Source organism: Streptomyces sp. CB02414, from assembly GCF_001905385.1.
GTDB lineage: Bacteria > Actinomycetota > Actinomycetes > Streptomycetales > Streptomycetaceae > Streptomyces.
This window is the reverse complement of sequence record NZ_LIPF01000009.1, coordinates 61,466-77,794: the sequence shown is the minus strand read 5'-3', so window position 1 is coordinate 77,794 and position 16,329 is coordinate 61,466. Positions and strand designations below refer to the sequence as shown.

The following is a 16,329-nucleotide window of genomic DNA, read 5'->3' as shown; positions in this document are numbered from 1 at the left end:
ACCGCGTACCACCCCGCACCACCCAGGAGCCCACCGTGACCGCCGAAGCCCCCGCCGCCCCCGCCGTGTCGTACGGCCGCCTCGTCCCCGTCACCGTGCACTTCGACGACCTCGACGCGCTCGGCCTGCTGCACAACGCCCGCTACCCGGTGATGGCCGAGCGCGCCTGGGCCGGGCTGTGGACGGAGTACGGCTTCCGGTTCGAGGGCGACTGGGCGGCGGCCGGCGACGCCTGCAACGCGGTGAAGGAGCTGACCATCACCTACGAGGCCCCGGTCACCCGGCCGGGCGCCTACGCCGTCCACCTCTGGCTGGACCGGCTCGGCACGACCGGGCTGACCTACGGCTTCCGCTTCTGCTCGGCGGACGGTGCCACCACGTACGCCCGCGGCACCCGGGTGCTGGTCCGGCTGGACTCGGAGACCCTGCGCCCGGCGCCGTGGAGCGACACCTTCAGGGCTGCCGGTCGGGCACTGCTGCGCTCGGCGGACTGACCTTCGGCCGGTCCCGGTCCCCGGCGCGCAGCACCTTCGCGAACACCACCAGGCAGCAGGCCAGCACGGTCACCAGGCCGAACGACACCACCAGGCTGGTCGCCTGGGCCAGGCCGCCGATCGCGCTCGGGGCGATCAGGCCCGAGGTGTACGTGATGGTGGCGACGCCCGCGATGGCCAGGCTCGGGTTGGAGCCGGCCCGGCCGGCCGCCGCGAAGCACAGCGGGACGACCACGGCGATACCCAGCCCCATCAGCGCGAAGCCGGCCATCGCCACCGCCGGATGGCCGCCGACGACGACCAGCAGGCCGCCGAGGGTTGCCAGCACCCCGCTCACGCGCACCGTGCGCACCGCGCCGAAACGGTCCACCACCTTGTCGCCGGCGAACCGGGCCACGGCCATCGTGAGCGTGAATCCGGTCGTGCACGCCGCCGCCAGTCCGGCCGACGTCTCCAGCTCGTCCCGCAGGTAGACCGCCGACCAGTCCAGGCTGGCGCCCTCCGCGAACACCGCGCAGAACCCGACCGCGCCGATCAGCACGGCCGACCGGGGCGGCAGCGCGAACCTCGGCGGCGGGTCCTCGTCCTCGGCGGGCTGGAGGTCCAGCACCCAGGCGCAGGCGACCAGACCGGCCACGGTCAGCACGGCGGCGGCCAGGACGTGGTGCAGGCGGGCGTCCGCGCCCAGGTGGGCGGCGAGCGTGCCGGCCGCCGAGCCGATCAGGGCGCCCGCGCTCCACATGCCGTGCAGGCCGGACATGATCGACTTGTCCAGCCGGTTCTCGACCTCGACGCCGAGCGCGTTCATCGCCACGTCCGACATGCCCGCCGTGGCCCCGTACACGAACAGGGCCAGGCACAGGGTGAGCAGGTCGGGGGCGAGGGAGGGCAGGACCAGCGCCAGCGTCCACAGGGCCAGCAGGCCGCGCAGGGCGGTGCGGGCGCCGAAGCGGTGGGTGACGCTGCCGGCCAGCGGCATGGCGACCGACGCGCCGAGCGCCGGGAAGGCGAGCGCCAGACCCAGCTGGCCCGCGCTCACGCCGGCGTGGTCCTGGATCCACGGCACCCGGGTCGCGAACGAACCGGTGACCGCGCCGTGCACGGCGAACACGGCCGCCACGGCGTACCGGGCGCGCCTCACCTGGCGTTGCTCGTAGACCACTGCGCTCATTCTCGGCCCCTCCGTCGGATCCGCACCGGCTCGTCTGCCTGCGCACCGCACACTGCCGCGCTGCGCCGGGTAAACTATCAGGGACCCTTCCTGATGGATAGGGGATATCAGGCGCGAGCCACCGCGCCGCCGATCTGGAAGGATCCCGGCATGCCCGCATCACCGCGCACCGCCCGGGCCATCAACGACCGGCTCGCCCTGCGTCTGCTCCAGCAGGAGGGCCCGCTGACGGCGGGGCAGCTGAAGCAGCTGACCGGTCTGTCCCGGCCCACCGTCGCCGACCTCGTCGAGCGCCTCATCGCCGCCGGACTGGTCGAGGTGGTGGGGGAGTCGGGCGAGCAGCGCCGCGGCCCCAACGCCAAGCTGTACGGCATCGTCGCCGGCCGCGCGTACCTCGCCGCCCTCGACGTGCGCACCGAGAGCGTCGCCGTCCTCGTGTCCGACCTGCTCGGCCGCGTCCTCGCCGAGGCGTCCGTGCCGATCGGCGACGACACCGGGACGGGGCCCGCGGTGGAGCAGGCGGTGAGCCTGGTCGAACGGGCGGCGAAGGAGGCCGGGGCCGACCGGCTGCACACCGTCGGTATCGGCGCGCCCGGCCTGATCGACCCGGCGAGCGGGGACCTCCGCCCGTCCACGGGCCTGCCCGCGTGGCACCGCCGGCTGACGGCCGCGCTGCAGGAGAAGTTCCCCGAGGCACGGGTCGGAGTGGAGAACGAGACGAACCTCGCCGCCCTGGCCGAGCAGCGCGACGGGGCGGCCCGGGCCCGGGACACGTTCGTCCTGCTCTGGCTCGGCCTCGGCATCGGTGCCGCGGTCGTCCTCGACGGCACGCTGCGCCGGGGCGTCTCCGGCGGTGCGGGCGAGATCGGCTTCATGCCGGTGCCGGGCACCGCGGGCCTGCCGTCGGCCACCGACTGCGACGGCGGCTTCCACTCCGTGGCCGGTGCGGCGGCGGTGAGCGCGCTGGCGGCGGAACACGGCGTGACGGCCGTGCCCGAGGGGCCCGAGCCGCACGCCGCCGCGCTGGTCCGGGAGGCGGTGCGCCGGTCGGACACGGCACCGGAGGCCGCCCGCTTCCTGGACGCCCTCGCCGACCGGGTCGCCCTCGGCGCGGCCACCGTCGTCTCCGTCCTGGACCCCGGCTGCGTGGTGCTGGCCGGCGAGATCGGCCGGGCCGGCGCCGACGCGCTCGCCGCCCGCGTCCAGGACCGCCTCACCCGCATGTCGCCGCTGGCCACCGAGGTACGGGCCACCGCACTGGGCGGCGGCGCCGTCCTGCGCGGGGCACTGCTGACGGCCCGGGACCGAGCGCAGGACGAGCTGTTCGCGCCGCCGGAGCGGTAGCCGGCGGACGGCACTCGCCGGGCAGCCCGGCGAGTGCGGGCCTGCCCCCGGACCGGGCCGCCGGCCTCGGTGTTGCCGGCACCCCACGGACGCGACACGCGGGTAACCGTTGAGAGACCCGGCGGCGGGCAAGGGCCGTCGTCACCGCCGCCGGGCCGGTACTGCCGGGGCTCAGCAGGCGCCGAGGTCCTGCCAGACGCCCCACTCGCCGGTGGTTCCGGGCTCCTCGCCCTTCGTCCACCACTTGGACTTCCACGAGTGCCCCTCGTGGGAGACGGTGACGCCCCCGCCGTACGGCGACGCCGCGTCCCAGGCCGGTGCCGTGCACTGCCCGGTGCCGCCCGTCGGGCCGGGCGTCGGGCTCGGCGACCCGGTCTCCGTCGGTGTGGGCGTCGGGCCCGGAGTCTCCGTCCCCGGTTCCACCACGGTCGTTCCCCGGGCCAGGTCACCCGCCAGGGCGTACGTCTTGCCGCCGAAGGACACCGTCCAGTTCGACGGGGTCGACACCGGCAGGTAGTAGACGAAGTCGACCGTCGTGGACGCGCCCGGCGCCAGCGACTGCCAGGCCGGCAGCTTCAGCGAGACGCGGTGGTAGTCGCCCTTCAGGCCGCCCACGTTGTCGCCCGTGTGGTCGCTGCGGATCACCGAAGTGCCCCAGCCGGACTGGTCCTTGGCGTTGCCGGGCGCGGAGGTGGAGTAGTCGAACTGGAACTCCGTACCGCCCGGCAGGGCCGTCTGCGTGTTGTTGGTGATCTTCAGCTTGGGGCTGATCGGGTAGTTGGAGTCACCGAGCGGGAACTCCCCGAACTCGACGTCGACGTCCAGCGCCTCGGCCGGCAGGTCGGTCGTGGCGCGCTTCGCACCGTACGGGGAGGCGTTCCTGAATGCCTGGTACATCGTGTCGGTGAGCGTCGAACCCGGCACGTACTGCCCCTTGCCGGCGTCCCAGGCGTAGTCGCCCGCGAGCTCCCACACCATCGTGCCGCCGATGCCGCGGTCGACGACGTAGTCCGCCTTGGCCTGGACCGACTGCTCGTCCTCGGTGGACAGGAAGACCTTCTTCTCGGCGTTCCACAGCCAGGGCGCGACCAGCGTGGCGTCGTAGTGGCGTTCGTACGTCCCGGTGAGCTTCGTGCCGGCCGGGAAGCCGTAGTCGGTGACGTAGTCGCCGACGATGCCCTTCTCCAGGTTCTTGGCGTGCCACATCGGGTTGGAACCGGCGGGCGACTCCTCGCCGGCGGTGTCCAGGTCGTGCCACAGGTTGTCGATGCCGACCGCGCCGTCGCCGCACTTGGTCAGGCCGGAGCCGGCCGGGCAGTCCGTGGAGGGTGCCTTGCCCCAGAGCCCGTTGGTGCCGCCGGTGACGTTCTTGAAACCGCGCGTGTAGTACGGCAGCCCGATGTTGATCCGCCCGGCGGGCATCGAACCGCGGAAGTAGTGGTACGCCCAGTCGGTGTTGAGGTAGCCGATGCCGCCGTACTGGGAGGTCGTGTACACGCCCGCGCCGGCGAGCTCGGGGTCCCTGCCGTCGTCGAAGAGCGAGGCGTTCGGGCCGACGTGCTCGTTCCAGGCGCCGTGCAGGTCGTACGACATGATGTTGACGTAGTCCAGGTACTTCTGGACCTGGAAGGTCTCCATGCCGCGCAGCAGGTACCCGGAGGACGGCGCGGCGACGGTGAGCAAGTAGTGCTTCCCGTCCGCGGCGCCCGCGCGGTCCAGCTTCCCGCGCAGCGTCTTCATGAGCGCCGCGTAGCCCTCGACCAGCCCGGCGCGGCGTCCGTTGGCGAAGGACCAGTCCAGCGGGTTGCCCGCGTCCTTCATCGTCGTCGGGTACTCATAGTCGATGTCGACGCCGTTGAAGCCGTACTTCCGGATGAAGTCGACCGCCGAGTCGGCGAAGGCGTCGATGCCCGCCTGGTTGACCGAGCCGTCGGCGTTGGTGGCCATCGAGTAGAAGCCGCCCGAGTCCACGCGGGTGCCGTCGTCGGCGAAGTAGCCGCCGGTCTCGGCCCAGCCGCCCACCGAGATCAGCGTCTTGACGTCCGGGTGCTGCTTCTTGAACTTGTTGAGCAGGTTGAAGTGGCCCTTGTAGGGGAGGTCCGGGTCCATCTCCGCGCCCTCGACCCCGGGCCACGTCATGCCGGTGGCGGGGTTCTTCGCGCTGTCCGAGCCGACGGAGAGCTTGTTGCCGCCGTCGACGTGCGCGAAGGCGTAGTTGATGTGGGTGATCTTGTCCCAGGGGATGTCCGAGGCGAGGTAGGCGGGCTTGCCGTCCTTGCCGGTGCGCCAGCCGGTGAAGTAGCCGATCACCCGGCGCTGGTGGTCGGCGCCCATCTTCTCCCGGCCGTCGGCGTCGTAGACCGAGCAGTACGGGACGTCGACGCCGGGCGTCCGGTAGAGCCCGTCGGGGCGGCAGGACTCCTGGTCGGCGGCGGCCTGCGACGCGGTCGCCGGGAGGCCGGCGAGCACCAGGCCCGCGACGGCGGCGGCCGCCGCGAACAGGGCCGGTCTCGCTCCGCGGCCGGTTCTGGAGCGTGAGGGGGAAGGCACAGTCGGTTCCTCTCCACGGAAGTTGCGCAGACCCTAGAGAGGACTAGACCAGTGAGTCAATAGGTATGGACCAATCTCAAGGCGCCCGGGTGACAGCCCAGTTGGGTCGCCATGGCGCGGTGGAGTCACGCCGGAGGAGCGCTCTGTGAGCCACCTCACACACTCCGTCCGCATGGGCGGTCATCGGGCGTGGCACACTGGCCCTGTACCAGAAGCAGCGCACTCCGGGGTCGGTGAAAGTCCGAACCGGCGGTTACAGTCCGCGACCCGGTCGCCTCCAGCGACCGGTTGACCAGGTGAAATTCCTGGACCGACGGTTAAAGTCCGGATGGGAGGCAGTGCGCGGCGGGCGAGCATGCGTGCGCGCCGCCGACCTCTGGGCTCGCCCGTCACGGGCGGGCCCCGTCCGGCGTCGCTCCCGGTGTCCTCGCTCGCGATCTCTGTCGCTCTCGACAGCCCCGGAGTCCGTGCCCGAAGAGGCAGGAGGACCCGGGAAGTGTTCACCGGAATCGTCGAAGAGCTGGGCGAGGTCACCGCCGTCGAGACCCTCGACGACGCCTGCCGCTTCCGCCTGCGCGGCCCCGCGGTCACCGAAGGGGCACGGCACGGCGACTCCATCGCCGTCAACGGCGTCTGCCTCACCGTCGTCGACCACGAGGGCGACGAGTTCACCGCCGACGTGATGGCGGAAACCCTGAACCGCTCCAGCCTGGGCGTCCTCACCACCGGCTCCCGCGTCAACCTGGAGCGCCCCACCGCCGTCGGCGCCCGCCTCGGCGGGCACATCGTGCAGGGCCACGTGGACGGCACCGGCGAGATCCTGGAACGCAAGCCGTCCGAGCACTGGGAGCTCGTCAAGATCTCCCTCCCGGCCGACCTCGCCCGCTACGTCGTCGAGAAGGGCTCCATCACCGTCGACGGCATCAGCCTCACCGTCGTGGACGCCGGCCCCGACTTCTTCACCGTCAGCCTCATCCCCACCACCCTCGCCCTGACCACGCTCGGCATCAAGCAGCCCGGCGACCCGGTCAACCTCGAGGTGGACGTCATCGCCAAGTACGTGGAGCGGCTGCTCGGCACCCAGGGAGGCACCCGGTGAACTGGCTCAACTCCGAGGCGTTCACCCTCTTCGACCAGCACATCAAGTGGTCGGACATGATCGGCAACGTGATCGGTCTGCTCGGCCTCGCCCTGGGCTGGCGGCGCTCGATATGGACCTGGCCCGTGCAGTTCGTCTCCGGGCTGATCCTCTTCACGGCCTTCGCCACCGCCCACCTCTCCGGCAGCGCCGGCAAGCAGGTCGTCGTCATGGTCGTCGCCGCCTGGGGCTTCTGGCAGTGGAACCGCGGCCGGCAGCAGACCCAGGACGGCTCCATCGCCGTCCGCTTCGCCACCTGGCGCGAGCGCGGCGCCCTCGTCGCGGCCGCCGCCGTCGGCACCCTCGCGGTCGGCGGCCTGTTCACCGCCTTCCCCACCCTGTCCTGGGATCCCTGGCCGGACGCGTACATCTTCGTCGGCACCGTCGTCGCCATGTACGCCCAAGCGCGCGGCATGGTCGAGTTCTGGTTCGCCTGGCTGCTGGTCGACCTGGTCGGCGTACCGCTGAACTTCGCCAACGGCTTCGCCTTCTCCGGCTTCGTCTACGTCATCTACGGCGCGCTCGTCCTGTGGGGCCTGCGCGATTGGTGGCTGCGCTCCCGCACCGCGGCGCGGCCCGTCCCGGAAGGAGCGCCCGCATGAGCACGGCACCCGTCCTCTACAGCACCGACGGCATCGAAGACCTCGTTCTCGACCCCGTCGAACAGGCCATCGCCGACATCGCCGCAGGGCGCCCGGTCGTCGTCGTCGACGACGAGAACCGCGAGAACGAGGGCGACCTCGTCATCGCCGCCGAGAAGGCGACCGAGGAGATCGTCGCCTTCATGATGAGCGAGTGCCGCGGCCTGGTCTGCGCCCCCATGGAGGGCGACGAACTGGACCGGCTGCGCCTGCCGCAGATGGTCGACGACAACACCGAGTCGATGAAGACCGCCTTCACCGTCTCCGTGGACGCCACCGCCGCGCACGGCGTCAGCACCGGCATCTCCGCCTCCGACCGCGCCACCACCCTCCAGCTCCTGGCGAGCGGCACCGCCGAGCCGACAGACCTGGTCCGCCCCGGGCACATCTTCCCGCTCCGCGCCCGCTCCGGCGGCGTCCTCGTCCGCGACGGCCACACCGAGGCCGCCGTCGACCTCGCCCGCCTCGCGGGCCTGCGCCCGGCCGGCGCCATCGTCGAGATCGCCGGCGAGGACGGGCGCATGCTGCGGCTGCCGGAGCTGATCCCGTTCGCCCGCAAGCACGGCCTGACGATCATCTCCATCGAGGACCTGATCGCCTACCGCCGCAGCGAGGAGCCCACCGTCCGCCGCGAGGCCGAGGTCCACCTGCCCACCCGGCACGGCGAGTTCACGGCGCACGGCTACCGCTCCACCGTCGATGGCGTCGAGCACGTCGCCCTCGTCCACGGCGAGGTCGGCGACGGCGAGGACGTCCTCGTCCGGATCCACTCCGAGTGCCTCACCGGCGACGTCTTCGGCTCCCAGCGCTGCGACTGCGGCCCCCAGCTGGACGCCTCCCTGGACCGTATCCAGGCCGAGGGCAGGGGAGTGGTTGTCTACCTGCGCGGCCACGAGGGACGCGGCATCGGCCTGATGTCCAAGCTGCGCGCCTACGAACTCCAGGAGCGCGGCCGCGACACCCTCGACGCCAACCTGGAACTCGGCCTGCCCGCAGACGCCCGCGACTACGGCGCCGGCGCCCAGATCCTCGACGACCTCGGCGTACGCTCCGTCCGCCTGATGACCAACAACCCGGACAAGAGCGACGCCCTGGAACGGCACGGCATCCAGGTCACCGGCCGCGAGCCGATGCCCGTCCAGGCGGGCGAACACAACCTCCGCTACCTGCGCACCAAGCGGGACCGGATGGGACACGACCTGCCCTGGCTGGACACGACGCCCGTGTCCACCTGCGGCAACCAGTAAGCAAGCAACGCGAGGAGAGACGTGAGCGGCAAGGGTGCACCGGACCTGTCCGTACGCAACGTGGGGGACCTGCGGGTCGCCGTCGTCGCGGCACAGTGGCACGACAAGGTGATGGACGGACTGGTCGACGGCGCCCTGCGCGCCCTGCACGAGCTGGGCATCGACGAGCCGACGCTGCTCAGGGTCCCCGGCAGCTTCGAGCTCCCGGTCGTCGCCAAGGTCCTCGCCGGCCGCGGCTACGACGCGATCGTCGCCCTCGGCGTCGTCATCCGCGGCGGCACCCCCCATTTCGACTACGTCTGCCAGGGCGTCACCCAGGGCCTGGTCCAGGTCTCCGTGGAGACCGGCGTCCCCGTCGGCTTCGGCGTCCTCACCTGCGACACCGAGGAGCAGGCCCTCGACCGGGCCGGCATCGAGGGCTCCAGCGAGGACAAGGGCCACGAGGCGGTGACCGCGGCCGTCGCCACGGCGGCTACGCTCCGTTCAGTATCTGAACCCTGGCGTTAGGTCGACCGGCACAACCCGTAGAGTGGTCGGCACCATGTCCAAGAAGACTTTCGAGGAGCTCTTCACCGAGCTCCAGCACAAGGCCGCGAACGGCGACCCCGCCACCTCCCGCACCGCCGAACTGGTGGACAAGGGGGTCCATGCCATCGGCAAGAAGGTCGTCGAGGAGGCCGCCGAGGTCTGGATGGCCGCCGAGTACGAGGGCAAGGACGCGGCGGCCGAGGAGATCTCCCAGCTGCTGTACCACGTCCAGGTGATGATGGTCGCCCGCGGCATCTCCCTGGACGACGTCTACGCCCACCTGTAAGCCGAACCCCCTTTTCTCCACCCCTTCACACAAAGGAAGCCGACCTCATGCTGCGCATCGCCGTCCCCAACAAGGGTTCCCTGTCAGGCCCCGCGGGGGAGATGCTGCATGAGGCCGGCTACCAGCAGCGCCGCGAGTCCAAGGAACTGCGCATCGTCGACCCGACCAACGAGGTCGAGTTCTTCTACCTGCGCCCCCGCGACATCGCGATCTACGTCTCCTCCGGCAAGCTCGACATCGGCATCACCGGCCGCGACCTGCTGATCGACTCCGGCGCCGACGCCGAGGAGATCCTCCCGCTCGGCTTCGCCCGCTCCACCTTCCGCTTCGCCGGCAAGCCGGGCACCGCGAACGGCGTCACCGACCTCAAGGGCCGCACCGTCGCCACCTCCTACGAGGGCATCGTCGCCGCCCACCTGGCCGAACAGGGCGTCGACGCCTCCGTCGTCCACCTCGACGGCGCCGTCGAGACCGCCATCGAGCTGGGCGTCGCCGAGGTCATCGCGGACGTCGTCGAGACCGGGACCTCGCTGCGCAACGCGGGCCTGGAGGTCTTCGGCGAGCCCATCATGAAGTCGGAGGCCGTCGTCATCCGCCGCTCCGGCGCGGACGCCGAGGAACCCAAGGTCCAGCAGTTCCTGCGCCGCCTGCAAGGCGTCCTGGTGGCCCGGACGTACGTGATGATGGACTACGACTGCCGGGTGGAGCAGCTGGAGAAGGCCGTCGCCCTCACCCCCGGCCTGGAGTCCCCGACCGTCTCCCCGCTGCACAACGAGGGCTGGGTCGCCGTCCGCGCCATGGTCCCCGCCAAGGACGCCCAGCGGATCATGGACGACCTGTACGAGATCGGCGCCCGGGCCATCCTGACCACGGCCATCCACGCCTGCCGCCTCTGAGCGGGACCCGGAGCCATCTCATGCCCGACACCACGCCGGACCTGCCGGCCCTGCCCGTCACCTTCCGGCCGGGCCGCACCCGCGCCGTCCTGACCGTCCTCGCCGTCCTCACCTTCGCGGCCATCACGGCGGTCGGCATGCTGCTGAACGGCCTCGGCACGGGGGAGCGCCTCAGCTTCATGCTGACCGCACTCCTCCTCGCCGGGGTCCTGTTCCTGCTGGCCCGACCCCACGTCACCGCCGACGAGACGGGCGTCACCGTCGTCAACCTCACCACCAAGCGGCGCCTGGCCTGGGCCGAGATCCTCCGGGTCAACCTCCGGCAGGGCGACCCCTGGGCCTTCCTCGACCTCAGCGACGGCACCAGCCTGCCCGCGCTCGGCATCCAGCCGGGCATCGCCCGGCAGCGCGCCATCCAGGACGCGCGCGCCCTGCGCGCCCTCGTCGAAGCCCGTTCCGGCGCCGCCCCCGAGGCACCACGCGGCTGACGCGGGAGCGCCGCCCCTGCCGCGGGCGCCCTTTTCGTGATTAATCTGGGAACGAGGACGCGGCCGTCGCGTCCTCGCCCCCGTCGCTCCGCCCGGTGCGCGGGGGTTCCCGCTACCCGAGGAGTGACTCCCTCCGGCGATGGACGGACCGTCCTGCAGTACCTGCGCCGCCCCCTGCTGTGAACCCCCACAGGCGGCGGCATCATGACCACCCCCCTGCTGCTCCTGGCAGCCGCCTTCGTGCTGATCCTCGCCAACGGCTTCTTCGTAGCCGCCGAGTTCGGCCTGGTGACCGTCGAACGCCCCGACGCCGAACAGGCCGCCGCCGACGGCGACCGGCGCGCCCGCCGCGTCGTCGAGTCCCTGAAGGAGCTGTCCTTCCAGCTCTCCGGCACCCAGCTCGGCATCACCATCACCTCCCTCGTCGTCGGCATGCTCGCCGAACCGGCGCTCGCCCGCCTCCTGGACGGTCCCTTCACGGCGATCGGCATCCCCGACGGTGCCGTCCCCGGCATCGCCGTCGTCGTCGGCATGCTGCTGGCGTCGGCGGTCCAGATGGTGATCGGCGAGCTGGTGCCCAAGAACTGGGCGGTGTCCAGGCCCCTCCAGGTCGCCCGCTTCGTCGCCGGCCCCCAGCACGCCTTCGCCCGCCTGTTCCACCCGGTGATCGCCTCCCTGAACGCCGTGGCCAACCGCCTGGTCCGCACGCTCGGCGTCGAGCCCGCCGAAGAGCTGGCCTCCGCCCGCACCCCCGACGAACTGGTCTCCCTGGCCCGGCACTCCGCCCGCGCCGGCGCGCTGGAACAGGACACCGCCGACCTGTTCGTCCGCACGCTGTCGCTGGGCGAACTGACCGCACAGCACGTCATGACCCCACGCGTGAAGGTCAGCGCCCTGCACTCCTCGGCCACCGCCGAGGACGTGGTCAACCTGACCCGCGCCACCGGCCTGTCCCGCTTCCCCGTCTACCGGGAGAAGATTGACGAGATCGTCGGCATGGTCCACCTCAAGGACGCCCTCGCCGTCCCCGCCCACGACCGGCTGCGCACCCCCGCCGGCCGCATCGCCCAGCCGGCGCTGCTGGTCCCCGAGACCCTGCCCGTCCGGCCCCTCCTCACCCGCCTGCGAAGCGAGCAGCCCATCGCGGTCGTCGTCGACGAGTACGGCGGCACGGCCGGCGTCGTCACCCTGGAGGACATCGTCGAGGAGCTGGTCGGCGAGGTCCGCGACGAGCACGACGGCCTGGACGCCCCCGAACTCGCCGCCGCCCCGCCCGAGGACGGCCGGCCCGCCTGGGACGTCGACGGCAGCTGCCGCGTCGACGCCCTGCGCCGCATCGGCCTCGACGCCCCCGACGGCCCGTACGAGACCGCGGCCGGCCTCGTCGCCGACCTGCTCGGCCGCATCCCGGCCGTCGGCGACCGCGCGGAACTGCCCGGCTGGCGCCTCTCCGTCCGCCGGGTCGGCCACTACCGCGCCGAGCGCATACGACTGGTGCGGACGGCACCGGTCTCCGTGCCGGAGGCCGCCCGATGAGCGTCCTGCAACTCCTCTTCGCCGCGCTGCTCGTGCTCGCCAACGGCTTCTTCGTCGGCGCCGAGTTCGCCCTGGTCTCGGTCCGCCGCAGCCAGATCGAACCGCTCGGCACCGCCCGGGCCCGCCAGGTGCTGTACGGCCTGGAGCGGCTGCCGCAGATGATGGCCGCCGCCCAGTTCGGCATCACGGTCTGCTCACTCACCCTCGGCGCGGTCGCCGAACCGACCGTCGCGCACCTGCTGGAACCGGTCTTCGAGTGGATGCACCTGCCGCACGGCGTCATCCACCCCCTCGGCTACGTCATCGCGCTGGCCGCCGTGGTCTTCTGCCACCTCGTCATCGGCGAGATGCTTCCGAAGAACCTCGCGATGGCCGCCCCCGAGAGGACCGCGCTGTGGCTGAGCCCCGGCCTCGTCGCCTTCGCCCGTCTCTGCAAGCCGGTCACCTTCGCCCTGGGCGCCTGCTCCCGGGGCATCCTGCGGCTGTTCCGCGTCGAGCCCAAGGACGAGGTCGAGGCCGTCTTCACCAGTGCACAGCTCAACCGGCTGGTGGAGGACGCCGGCCAGGCCGGCCTGCTCGACCCCGAGGAGCAGGAACGCCTGGAGGACGCCCTGGAACTGGGCTCCCGCCCGGTGACGGACGTACTGCTCGGCCGCGAGTCCCTGGTGACGGTCGGCCCGTCGGCCACCCCGGGCCAGATCGTCGGGCTCACCGCCCGCACCGGGTACTCACGCTTCCCGGTCGCGGCCGGCAAGGGCCCCTTCATGGGCTACCTCCACGTCAAGGACGTCCTCGACGCCGAGGATCCCGACCGGGCCGTCCCGCAGCACCTCTGGCGCCCGATGACGACCCTCCGCCCCGACCTCCCCCTCGACGACGCCCTCACCGTGATGCGCCGCGCCGCCACCCACCTGGCCCAGGTCACGGACGCGTCGGGCAAGGTCCTGGGCCTGGTCGCCCTGGAGGACGTACTGGAACTCCTGGTCGGCGAGGTACGGGACCCGGCCCACCGAGAGGTGACCTTGGCGACGTGACCGCCTTGGCCGCGGGCCTCACAGGGCCGACTGATCCCCCGGCCCCCTCCCCGACAGCACCTCCCCGTACGCCTGCATCAAGTCCGGCAACCGCAACGTCGCCAGGTCGTCCCGGCTCAACACCCCCGGATACACCGACAACCGCAGATCCCGGTACGCACAGCTCTTCTCGTACAGCGTCCGCAGGAACCGCCCGTTCCCCAGCTCGTCGATCCACCCCTGATCCACCACGTGCCCGGCGATCGACCGCAACTCGTCCAGCGCCTCCTCGTCCCACACGTCACCGTTCTCCGCCGCGAGCACCTCCCCGATCGAGGTGAGTTCCAGCGGCCGGTACGAGGGGAAGTCGACCCGCGTCGTGAAGCGCGAGGACAGCCCGGGGTTGGCGCCCAGCAGCCGGTCCATGCCCTCCGGATAGCCGGCCAGGATCACCACCAGGTGGTCCCGGTTGTCCTCGGCCCGCTTCAGCAGCACCTGCAGCGCCTCGTCGCCGTACGCGTCCCCCTTGCCGTACCCGGAGTTGGACAGGGAGTACGCCTCGTCCACGAAGAGGACGCCGCCGAGCGCGGAGTCGATCAGCTCGTTGGCCTTCACGGCGGTCTGGCCCAGGTACTCGCCGACCAGGTCGGCCCGCTGCGCCTCCACGAGGTGGTCGCCGCCGAGCAGGCCGAGGGCGTAGAAGACACGGCCCAGGATGCGGGCGACGGTGGTCTTGCCGGTGCCCGAGGGGCCGGAGAAGACGAAGTGACGTTTGGGCGGCTGGACCGGCAGCCCCTGACCGGCCCGCAGCCGCGCCATGTTCAGCTGGGCGGACAGCGCCTTGACCTGCCGCTTCACCGGTTCGAGCCCCACCATGCGCTCCAGTTCGGCGAGCGCCTCCTCCAGCAACGCGGGGTCGGTGGGACCGGTGGGCAGGGAAGGGTCCGTCCCGTCGGTCTTCTCGCGCACCGGCGGTCCGGACAGCGAGGGCAGCGGGGCGGGCGGACCGGGCTCGGGGACGGACAGTTTGAGGTCGCGTTCGTCGGCTCCGGAGAGGGGGTCGAGCCCGTCCGGGCCGTCCAGGCAGTCCGGTCCCAGGCCGGCCTGCGCCAGTCCCGCGAGGTCGGCCGCGTCGTCGTAGCCGTCGCCCTCGGCGATCGCGGCCAGCCGGGCGGAGGTGTCCATGAAGGCGGGGTCGACGCGGTGCACGGCCCGGTACAGCGGCAGCGCCGCCGCGCTGCGGCCCGTGCCCTCGTGCGCCCGCGCCAGCCAGTACCGCAGCTCCTTGCGCTGCGGCTGTTCGCTGCGGCACCGCATCAGGGCCGCCGACAGCAGCGGCTCGGCCTGCCCGTACATCTCCAGCCGCACCCGGGCCATGCCGCTGAACAGACCGGCCTCGATGCCCAGCAGGGCATCACCGAGCAGCGGGTCGGTGTGCCGGACGAGCTGCTCCCAGTCCTTGACCAGGTAGGCACGGCAGGCGTGCAGGAACCGGACCTGGGCGTCGGTGTCCACGGGCGGCAGCCCGGCCAGGGCCCGGTCCAGTTCCGGGACGTGACGGCCGTCCAGCCAGTGGGAGGCATGCGCGAGCAGCAGGTCGCGGGGGCTTTCCAGCACGGGCTGCACCCACCAGCCCAGCCAGTACCAGGAGTTGAGGGTCCGGCGGTGGCGGGCGCGCTGCTCGCCGAAGCGCTCGCGGTGCCGGAACATCCTGAGCAGGGCGTTGGCGGTGTCGACGCGCAGCGCGTGCAGTCCCAGCCAGCCGTCGGCCATCGCGGGGTCGATACGTACCGCGGCCCGGAACTCCTCCTCGGCCTGCGGATACGCCCCCATGGTGTAGGCGTCCACGCCGCGCAGCCAGGCGAGGTCGGCCGGGGCCTGTGGGCCCTGCGTGCCGAAGTCCATCCCGTCCCCCACGTACCGTGCCCCCGTCGGTATGCCGCCGGGCCGTCGCCCGCCGGCCGCCTCGGCCAACGGCTCTGCCGCGGGCCGGAGTTGCAAGGTGCGCGCGGCAACTGCGCTCCGGGTCGCACCGAGGGCATCGTACCCGCGGCGGTCTTCCCTCCGAAGGGCGCCGGGGAGGCCTGTTCCACGAGGTGGGAGCGGACGGGGCGCATACGAGAACGTCACCGAGGGTGAGCGGACAGCGTCGCGGAGCAGCCGCAGAACGCGCTCAGGGCAGAACGAAGCCCCCGGTCACGGGGGAACAACCGGGGGCTTCGCGACTGCGGGCGGCTTCGAACGGCCGCACAACCAGAACGTAAGACCTGTACGGGCCCTGGGTCAAGCGGAGTTGAGGCGTTCCGGCCCGGTGTCGCACAGCGATCTTCACGAGTTCAGCACATTGCGGACGGCTCGTCACTCTGGGTGAGAATCAGGGTCGGGAGACGAGTCCCGCGGGTCCCGGCAGCACCTCGTACCCCTCCTCGCGCTGCAGCACCAGAAGATGCGCGAAGGGGCGTGACGGGTCGGTGGCGAAGTGCCGGCGCTCCGCCTGGATCCACCCGTCCCAGAACGCCCGCTGCTCCGCTCCGTCGCGCGCCCGTCCGCGCCCCCATGCCTCCTCGCGCGGCAACTCCATCCAGAACAGCCGGGCCAGGTGCGGGCGCAGCGCCTCGCGCCCCGCGCCCACACCCTCGACCAGCACCACCGGGGCCGGCGGCAGAGGCCGGGGCGCGCAGAAGTGCCGGGCCCGCCAGTCGTAGGGGGCGTAGTGCGCGGTGTCGCCCCGCCGCAGGGGCTCGATCACCTGGCTCAGCAGCCGTCCGGTCCAGTCGAAGAGCTCGTCGTGGCTGGCGATGTCGTCGAGGTGCAGCACCGGCGCGCCTCCCAGCTCCGCGGCCAGCAGCCCGGCGAACGTGGACTTCCCGGAACCGGCGTGCCCGTCGACGCCGATCAAACGTACGGGGCCGCAGGACGGGGGAAGCCGGCGGAGCCGGTCTGCGAGGTCGTGGATGGCGGGTCCCGAGTGGTGCGAAGGGGCGGGCGGTGTTCGCA

At 72.3% G+C, this 16,329-nt stretch carries 14 protein-coding genes, 1 pseudogene and 1 riboswitch; of the genes and pseudogenes, 11 read left to right on the top strand and 4 right to left on the bottom strand.

The window, feature by feature from the left end; translation table 11 throughout:
• Positions 1-35 precede the first annotated feature (35 nt).
• On the top strand, positions 36-494 hold the full coding sequence (locus AMK11_RS27495; protein ID WP_073730775.1) for an acyl-CoA thioesterase: 459 nt from the start codon (positions 36-38) through the stop codon (positions 492-494).
• Here AMK11_RS27495 and AMK11_RS27490 read toward each other — a convergent pair.
• Positions 454-1,665, bottom strand: a complete 1,212-nt coding sequence (locus tag AMK11_RS27490; protein ID WP_073730774.1) for an MFS transporter — start codon at positions 1,663-1,665, stop codon at positions 454-456. The genes AMK11_RS27495 and AMK11_RS27490 overlap by 41 nt on opposite strands.
• A 150-nt stretch (positions 1,666-1,815) precedes the next feature.
• Here AMK11_RS27490 and AMK11_RS27485 point away from each other — a divergent pair, with 150 nt between their 5' ends.
• Positions 1,816-3,009, top strand: coding sequence for an ROK family transcriptional regulator (locus tag AMK11_RS27485; RefSeq protein ID WP_073730773.1), 1,194 nt, complete (start codon positions 1,816-1,818; stop codon positions 3,007-3,009).
• Positions 3,010-3,180: 171 nt separating this feature from the next.
• Here the strand turns inward: AMK11_RS27485 and AMK11_RS27480 are convergent, their stop codons facing one another.
• Positions 3,181-5,559: a chitinase C-terminal domain-containing protein gene (locus AMK11_RS27480; RefSeq protein WP_073730772.1), complete on the bottom strand. Its 2,379-nt coding sequence runs from the start codon at positions 5,557-5,559 to the stop codon at positions 3,181-3,183.
• 215 nt (positions 5,560-5,774) lie between these two features.
• Positions 5,775-5,905: riboswitch (FMN riboswitch) on the top strand.
• 150 nt (positions 5,906-6,055) lie between these two features.
• Between AMK11_RS27480 and AMK11_RS27475 the strand changes: the two genes are divergently transcribed.
• From AMK11_RS27475 to AMK11_RS27435, 9 genes are all read left to right on the top strand, one after another.
• A complete protein-coding gene (locus AMK11_RS27475) occupies positions 6,056-6,658 on the top strand; it encodes a riboflavin synthase (protein ID WP_073730771.1) in 603 nt (200 codons plus the stop codon).
• Complete coding sequence (locus tag AMK11_RS27470; protein ID WP_073730770.1) at positions 6,655-7,299, top strand: nicotinamide mononucleotide transporter family protein; 645 nt, start codon at positions 6,655-6,657, stop codon at positions 7,297-7,299. The genes AMK11_RS27475 and AMK11_RS27470 overlap by 4 nt, the downstream gene beginning before the upstream one ends.
• Positions 7,296-8,585, top strand: a complete 1,290-nt coding sequence (locus AMK11_RS27465) for a bifunctional 3,4-dihydroxy-2-butanone-4-phosphate synthase/GTP cyclohydrolase II (protein ID WP_073730769.1) — start codon at positions 7,296-7,298, stop codon at positions 8,583-8,585. The genes AMK11_RS27470 and AMK11_RS27465 overlap by 4 nt, the downstream gene beginning before the upstream one ends.
• A gap of 21 nt (positions 8,586-8,606) precedes the next feature.
• On the top strand, positions 8,607-9,092 hold the full coding sequence (gene ribH, locus AMK11_RS27460; RefSeq protein WP_073730768.1) for a 6,7-dimethyl-8-ribityllumazine synthase: 486 nt from the start codon (positions 8,607-8,609) through the stop codon (positions 9,090-9,092).
• Between the two features lie 34 nt (positions 9,093-9,126).
• On the top strand, positions 9,127-9,399 hold the full coding sequence (locus AMK11_RS27455) for a phosphoribosyl-ATP diphosphatase (protein WP_011027788.1): 273 nt from the start codon (positions 9,127-9,129) through the stop codon (positions 9,397-9,399).
• Positions 9,400-9,446: 47 nt separating this feature from the next.
• The gene (gene hisG, locus AMK11_RS27450; protein ID WP_073730767.1) at positions 9,447-10,295 is read left to right on the top strand and encodes an ATP phosphoribosyltransferase; all 849 of its coding nucleotides are present in this window, start codon (positions 9,447-9,449) and stop codon (positions 10,293-10,295) included.
• 20 nt (positions 10,296-10,315) lie between these two features.
• Positions 10,316-10,783, top strand: coding sequence for a PH domain-containing protein (locus tag AMK11_RS27445; protein ID WP_073730766.1), 468 nt, complete (start codon positions 10,316-10,318; stop codon positions 10,781-10,783).
• Between the two features lie 204 nt (positions 10,784-10,987).
• Positions 10,988-12,319, top strand: a complete 1,332-nt coding sequence (locus tag AMK11_RS27440; protein ID WP_073730765.1) for a hemolysin family protein — start codon at positions 10,988-10,990, stop codon at positions 12,317-12,319.
• Positions 12,316-13,353 carry a hemolysin family protein gene (locus AMK11_RS27435; RefSeq protein WP_073730764.1) on the top strand — a complete coding sequence of 346 codons (1,038 nt, stop codon included), beginning with the start codon at positions 12,316-12,318 and terminating at the stop codon, positions 13,351-13,353. Before AMK11_RS27440 ends, AMK11_RS27435 begins: the two co-directional genes overlap by 4 nt.
• 18 nt (positions 13,354-13,371) lie before the next feature.
• Here the strand turns inward: AMK11_RS27435 and AMK11_RS27430 are convergent, their stop codons facing one another.
• Both AMK11_RS27430 and AMK11_RS27425 read right to left on the bottom strand, forming a co-directional pair.
• A complete protein-coding gene (locus AMK11_RS27430; RefSeq protein ID WP_073730763.1) occupies positions 13,372-15,237 on the bottom strand; it encodes an AAA family ATPase in 1,866 nt (621 codons plus the stop codon).
• 431 nt (positions 15,238-15,668) lie between these two features.
• A pseudogene (locus AMK11_RS27425) lies at positions 15,669-16,288 on the bottom strand (uridine kinase family protein).
• Positions 16,289-16,329 lie beyond the last annotated feature (41 nt).